Source organism: Lentibacillus jeotgali (assembly GCF_000224785.1).
In the GTDB taxonomy this organism is placed as follows: Bacteria; Bacillota; Bacilli; order Bacillales; family Amphibacillaceae; genus Lentibacillus; species Lentibacillus jeotgali.
In genome coordinates this window covers 1-5,428 of the sequence record NZ_AGAV01000002.1, presented here as the reverse complement: position 1 = coordinate 5,428, position 5,428 = coordinate 1, and the positions used below count along the sequence as shown (strand labels likewise).

At 37.2% G+C, this 5,428-nt stretch carries 5 protein-coding genes and 1 pseudogene; 1 reads left to right on the top strand and 5 read right to left on the bottom strand.

The features are described 5' to 3' along the window. Positions 1 to 3 precede the first annotated feature (3 nt). The gene (locus ON01_RS00415; RefSeq protein ID WP_010529039.1) at positions 4 to 240 is read right to left on the bottom strand and encodes a hypothetical protein; all 237 of its coding nucleotides are present in this window, start codon (positions 238 to 240) and stop codon (positions 4 to 6) included. 401 nt (positions 241 to 641) lie between these two features. Here ON01_RS00415 and ON01_RS00410 point away from each other — a divergent pair. After that, positions 642 to 1,842 (top strand): annotated as a pseudogene (locus tag ON01_RS00410) (IS110 family RNA-guided transposase). A 185-nt stretch (positions 1,843 to 2,027) separates the two neighbouring features. On the opposite strand, the gene ON01_RS00405 reads toward ON01_RS00410, so the two are convergent. The 4 genes from ON01_RS00405 to ON01_RS00390 all read right to left on the bottom strand — a co-directional run bounded on the left by ON01_RS00405 (position 2,028) and on the right by ON01_RS00390 (position 5,249). Beyond that, positions 2,028 to 2,234, bottom strand: a complete 207-nt coding sequence (locus ON01_RS00405) for a hypothetical protein (protein WP_010529037.1) — start codon at positions 2,232 to 2,234, stop codon at positions 2,028 to 2,030. A 233-nt stretch (positions 2,235 to 2,467) separates the two neighbouring features. Continuing rightward, positions 2,468 to 3,175, bottom strand: coding sequence for an ABC transporter permease (locus tag ON01_RS00400; protein ID WP_010529036.1), 708 nt, complete (start codon positions 3,173 to 3,175; stop codon positions 2,468 to 2,470). Further along, a complete protein-coding gene (locus ON01_RS00395; RefSeq protein ID WP_010529035.1) occupies positions 3,175 to 4,059 on the bottom strand; it encodes an ABC transporter ATP-binding protein in 885 nt (294 codons plus the stop codon). The genes ON01_RS00400 and ON01_RS00395 overlap by 1 nt, the downstream gene beginning before the upstream one ends. Before the next feature lie 134 nt (positions 4,060 to 4,193). Further along, positions 4,194 to 5,249, bottom strand: a complete 1,056-nt coding sequence (locus ON01_RS00390; protein ID WP_010529034.1) for a LytTR family transcriptional regulator DNA-binding domain-containing protein — start codon at positions 5,247 to 5,249, stop codon at positions 4,194 to 4,196. Positions 5,250 to 5,428 lie beyond the last annotated feature (179 nt).

Here is a 5,428-nt window from a genome sequence, read left to right as displayed (position 1 = left end):
CCATCAACTGTCGAACTTGAGATTAATTATCATCTTTAATTTAGATTTAAATACAGATACATCTGTTTCATATGTTTTTATTTCTTTTTTTCTCTCAATTTTTGATTGTACCCACCATATGACTAAACCAACAATTATCCCTGTTATAATGCTATAAATAACTCCGGAGTAAAGTGCAGACCAAAACGATACCCAAAATGTATCCATATCCTCGACTTTCACTGGAACAACCCATGACATTTGTAATCTCCTCGTAATAGACAATATTTTATATATAATTTGCTGCCCCAAATTTCAGTGCTATATCCCTTAATGGCAACATGATCTTTGTTCCACAAAATGGCCCTACAATAGCAAACTGGGCGCTGTTCTTTATTCCGGAATGGCGCCCGATCGTATTATATGGTCAGCCAGTTATTGAGCTGGTTGACCTATTTTTAATAGGTTTTTATCCTAGAGGAAACCGGGGTAGGACGAAATGGCCCGTGGGACCCAGATCCCGTCCGTAATACTGTCCACCCCTTCCTTGTAGAAACATGTTTGAGGCTGGTTGGGACACGATCCCGTATAACACGCGAAGCTATGAAACTACAAGTGAAAGAGGGGCGAACCGGTGAATCTATTAAGGAGTAGTGGTTTATATGGATCCTGTTATTGGTCTGGATATCGCTAAAGGCGAAAGCCAGGTCCAAGCCTTTTTAAAAAGGAAACAAACGTATAAGCAAAGTTTTTAAATTTGCTCACGATCAGGGGCTTCACGATTTTCATCAGTTTTATCAAGAAGTAGAACAGGCCTCTGGTCAATCTCCAGCTGTTATCTTTGAATCCACTGGACACTATCATGAACCTGTGCTTCAATTTCTTGAAAATCAGGGTATTACGTATTATTTAATCAATCCAGTAGTTTCCTATGAAGCTAGAAAAACGAGCTTACGTAAGGTGAAAACAGACAAAATCGATGCCTTCCATCTGGGGGAGCTGTACTACAAAGAGGATTTGGAAGTATTTCAAAGAAAAACAGAACAATATCTGAACCTGCGTCAATTAACCAGGCAGCACAGTGCTTTAACGGATAGCTATGTAGAGATCAAACTTCAGTTTCAGGCTGCCCTAGATCAGATTTTTCCAGAATATCATGGTGTTTTTAGTGAACTTTGTGGCAAGATGTCGCTTAACACCTTACTGCATTATCCAACTTCTGCGGATATTCAAAAGGTCTCACAGGAAACCTTGGCCACCGACATGCGTCAATTCGGAGCCAAGCGTTCCGATGCATGGTTTTGGGATAAAGCGGCCCAATTAAAGGATGCAGCGAACCGCAATCCCTTTCAGCATTCTATTTATCATGGCCATGTTCTAAGCCTGCAGATGTATATTCAGATGCTTTTTCACTATCAGGAACACCTATCTAAGTTACAAAAGGAAATGGATGCTCTGGCTCAGACTTTTGATGACTATGAATTGATCCAATCCGTCCCCGGAATCGGAGATAAGATTGCGGCAACAATCTTATCTGAAATCGGTGGAATAGATCAGTTCGAACACCCTAAGCAACTGGCTGCTTATGCAGGGGTTGATGCGGCTGTTTTTGAATCAGGTAAATTTAAGGCCGCCATCAACCGCATCACGAAAAGAGGTTCATCGCGATTGCGTCAGGCCCTTTATACAGCTGTGCAATGCGGCATTGCCAAAAACCGAAACAAGAAACTTATTGCCTTCTATGATCGCAAAAGAAGCGAGGGCAAGCCGCACAAAGTCGCTGCAATCGCTTGTGCCAATAAACTCGTTCATTGGATTCATGCCATGTTAAAACGACAAGAAGCTTTTGTAGATCAAAAATAAAAGGCTGATTTAATTTTTAATTTTCTAAACCTTATTGGTTCAACGATAAGGTTTTTTGGCATGTCCAATTTAAGTGTAACATGTTTTTTAAAACTTTTTTAGACCGAATTGTTGACAACTATTAGCTGGTATTACGCGAGAAGGGCGCTGCTCTTTGTTAGAGAATAGCGCCCGATTGAAGAAGATTATCTCTTACGTTTTTTTCTGAAAAAGTTTGAACCAATCAATAATGCGATTCCTATAACAACCAAAGGAATTGAAAAGGAAGTGAGAAGTTCAGGTGTACCTGTAACATCTGAAATTGTTTCATTAAATGCAGCGCCAAAGGCAAAGATCCACATTCCAGTGAATGCAACTACTTTTCCTGTTCGGTTAAACCTCTTTAAAAACATCTATACACCCCTTTTTATTCCGCGAATGCGCCCGATTGTTTCATAACCAAGGTAAAATTATTCCAAGTACTATATCGCTCATTATTCCTCAAGTTTTAAAAAAACGTAATGAGCGCAATACCAATCAAGACACCTGCGACAGTCATTAAGAGGTTTTTTAGTAGTTTCATGATTTTTTCTCCTTTATTTGTTCTGTAATGTTAGGTGAACTTAGTTAGTCCTCACCCATGTTGTTAATCAATTCTACGTCTTTTATAAATAATGATGGTAGCAATCACCGATAGGACTACCCATACCAAAAGGATAAGTATATTCTCAAAGATTCCACTTAGGTTTTCTCCGTTGGCTAAACCAGCCCAAATCATATCTAACTGTTCATTTGGTAAATAGGTGATGACTTTCAAAAGAAACTCATTTTCTAACATTGTTTTAAACATAGAGCCCATTCCAAAAACCACTAATACGGGCATTCCAATAATACTTGTTTCCATTACCGTTCTGGAAAGCAAGCCCAGTATAGTTCCAACCGCAATATAAAAAACTAAACCGAGTAGAACACTTATTATAAATAACAGTGGAGATGGAACCTTGAATTCTGATAAAAAAATAGATTCAATAATCACAAGGACAGTCATAATAGCTGATAATGCACTTTTTCCCACAAAAATCTCAACAGTATTTGCAGGCGATAACAATAAGCCTCTTAATGTGTTTTTTTCCTTTTCTTCCGCCACCATTGCAGCTTGTATAAAAGCCCCTGCAATGACAAGAGAAAGATTAATTGGCAGCGTACTGAAAACTCCATTCCCCTCACCCATGCGGCCTAATAATGCAGCGAACAATAACGGTATTGCTAAGGTAAAAATGACATAGGAATTTCTTTGTAAATCCTTCCAGTCCTTTATAAATATGGCGTTTACTCGTTTCAATGAAAATTGCATTATAAATTCCTCCCTGTTAGCTCTACAAAAACATCTCCAAGCGTTGGCTCATTAGAATGGATCGTTAAAATCTGTCCATCTTTCATATGTTGATAAATTTCCTTTGCCCCATCTTCATCCTTATCCACGGTAACTGTTCGATTTCCTTTTAATAAAAGAGAAATAGATGTGTTTTCTTGCTGTGCCCTTACATTTTGGGGTGTATCAAACATCACAATTTCTCCATTATTTAAGAAAGCGACTCGGTCACAAAGATCTTCTGCTTCCTGCATATCATGGGTGGTTAAAAAAATTGTTGTTCCTTGTGTATTTAACTGCTTTAACCCTGCATGAATATGTTTCATATTCACCGGGTCCAACGCAGAAGTTGGTTCATCTAAGAAGAGAAGATCAGGTTTATGTAAAATCGCTCTTCCCAGTGTTACTCTTTGTTTCATACCTTTTGAAAGTTTTTGCACTGCTTTTTTCTTATCTCGAATTAGATTGACAGATTCAAGCACTTCGTCAATCCTTTCTTTTTCTACACCATATAAATCACAGTACAAAGCAAGGTTATCGTAAATACTAAGTCTTTCATAAAGACCACTATTATCTGTTAAGATTCCGATTCGTTTCATATAGGAGGGATCTTTTAATTTTTGAACTGGCTGACCGAATACTTTAGCTTCTCCAGCTGTTGCTTGAAGTTGGGCCGTTAAAATTTTAATCGTAGTAGTTTTCCCTGAACCGCTGGGCCCTAGAAAACCAATTGTTTCTCCTTTTTGTACCTCAAAATTCACATTTTTTAAAGCTGTTTTATTCCCAAATAATTTAGCAAGCTCTTTTACCTCGATAACATTTCCATTGCATTTGCTCCTTTTTCCTTTTCTGACTTCTTGATTCAAGTTTAAGTGCAAAAGCGCCGCAATGCAGTATTATCAGGGTGAAAAGAGTATAAGACCTGTTAAATGGAACCAATTTTGGGATGAGTGATGCAGTTTTTCAAGTTAAAAGTACCATTTTAGACGAGAAAGAGGTCTTAAATTTTAAGTACGGATTTTAATTCACTTAAATTTCCTTTGGATAACGGAATAGAACTTTTCTTGGAATCTTCGAGGACAAGGCTATAACTATTTCTTGTCCAAGTAATCACTTCACGAACTTTTTGTAAATTAACAATGTAGGATCGGTGACAACGAAAAAAACCAAATGGTTGTAATCGCTCAAACAAATTATTTAATGTGATGGAACAGGGGAAAGTTTCTCCATTTACATGTAGGTGTGAAACTCCTTCATTACTTTCGACATAGGTAATTTCTGTGGGATCAAATAGAATTATTTTATCATCAACTTTAGCTGGAATCTTTTCAAATTGTATTGGTATATGAGTTGTGGATTCCTCTTTCATTTGTTCTTTAGGCATGTTTTCCTCTTCAGCTTCTGAACTTTCACCTTCATCCACAACATCAATTTTCTTTAAACCTTCTTCATTCAGACGATAAACCATGTTTGTCATAGAAATGGCGCTTTCAAAGTTGTTCGTCAGAATAAGAATAGCCTTCCCGTGTCCTTTGAACTCTTCTAAGACCCTTTGCATAATGATTTTACTCTCAATATCAATATTCTGATCGGGTTCTTCCATTACGAGCAAGTCTGGTTGATGTATGATGACCCGTGCAAGCTGTAACCGTTTCTTTTCCGAATAGGAAAGTTTACTAATTTTTGCTTTTCTTTTTTCAGCTAACCCTACATCTCGAAGGAGAGAATTAATCTCTACACCAACATCATACAACTTTTTTAAAAATTTTAGGTATTCCTCCGACGTTAGTCGTTCATACATCCCTTCATTCAATAAAAATACCCCTACACGATTTGAAAGGCTTTTAAAATGATGATTTAAAGACAACCCTTCTAAAAACACTTCTCCACTGGAAATTGGTGACCTACCAATTATCATATTAATTAATCGCTTACCGACCTCATTATTGCATTGGATTGCTATCATCTCTTCTTTATAAACATCCAAATCTATCTTTGGAAATATAATGGTATTTCCTTCATTTTTTTCAACCTGTCTTAATTGGAATATGCCCATGTTGTATATACACCTCAAGAAGTTTACTTTTTGAATATGTAACAGTAATAATACTTGTGTAAAAAAGAGATTGCTTTGACAACAATCTCACAATTTTTTTTACTAATTTGTTCTTCCACAATCTGGCCCGAATGATGAACAAATTTATTCCGCGAATGCGCCCGTTAGTTGAAAGATGG

What these genes read in the sequence shown, in the direction of transcription:
- ON01_RS00405 (WP_010529037.1), bottom strand. Translation starts at nt 2,234, where the DNA reads ATGTTTTTAAAGAGGTTTAACCGAACAGGAAAAGTAGTTGCATTCACT.
- ON01_RS00400 (WP_010529036.1), bottom strand. Translation starts at nt 3,175, where the DNA reads ATGCAATTTTCATTGAAACGAGTAAACGCCATATTTATAAAGGACTGG.
- ON01_RS00390 (WP_010529034.1), bottom strand. Translation starts at nt 5,249, where the DNA reads ATGGGCATATTCCAATTAAGACAGGTTGAAAAAAATGAAGGAAATACC.
- ON01_RS00415 (WP_010529039.1), bottom strand. Translation starts at nt 240, where the DNA reads ATGTCATGGGTTGTTCCAGTGAAAGTCGAGGATATGGATACATTTTGG.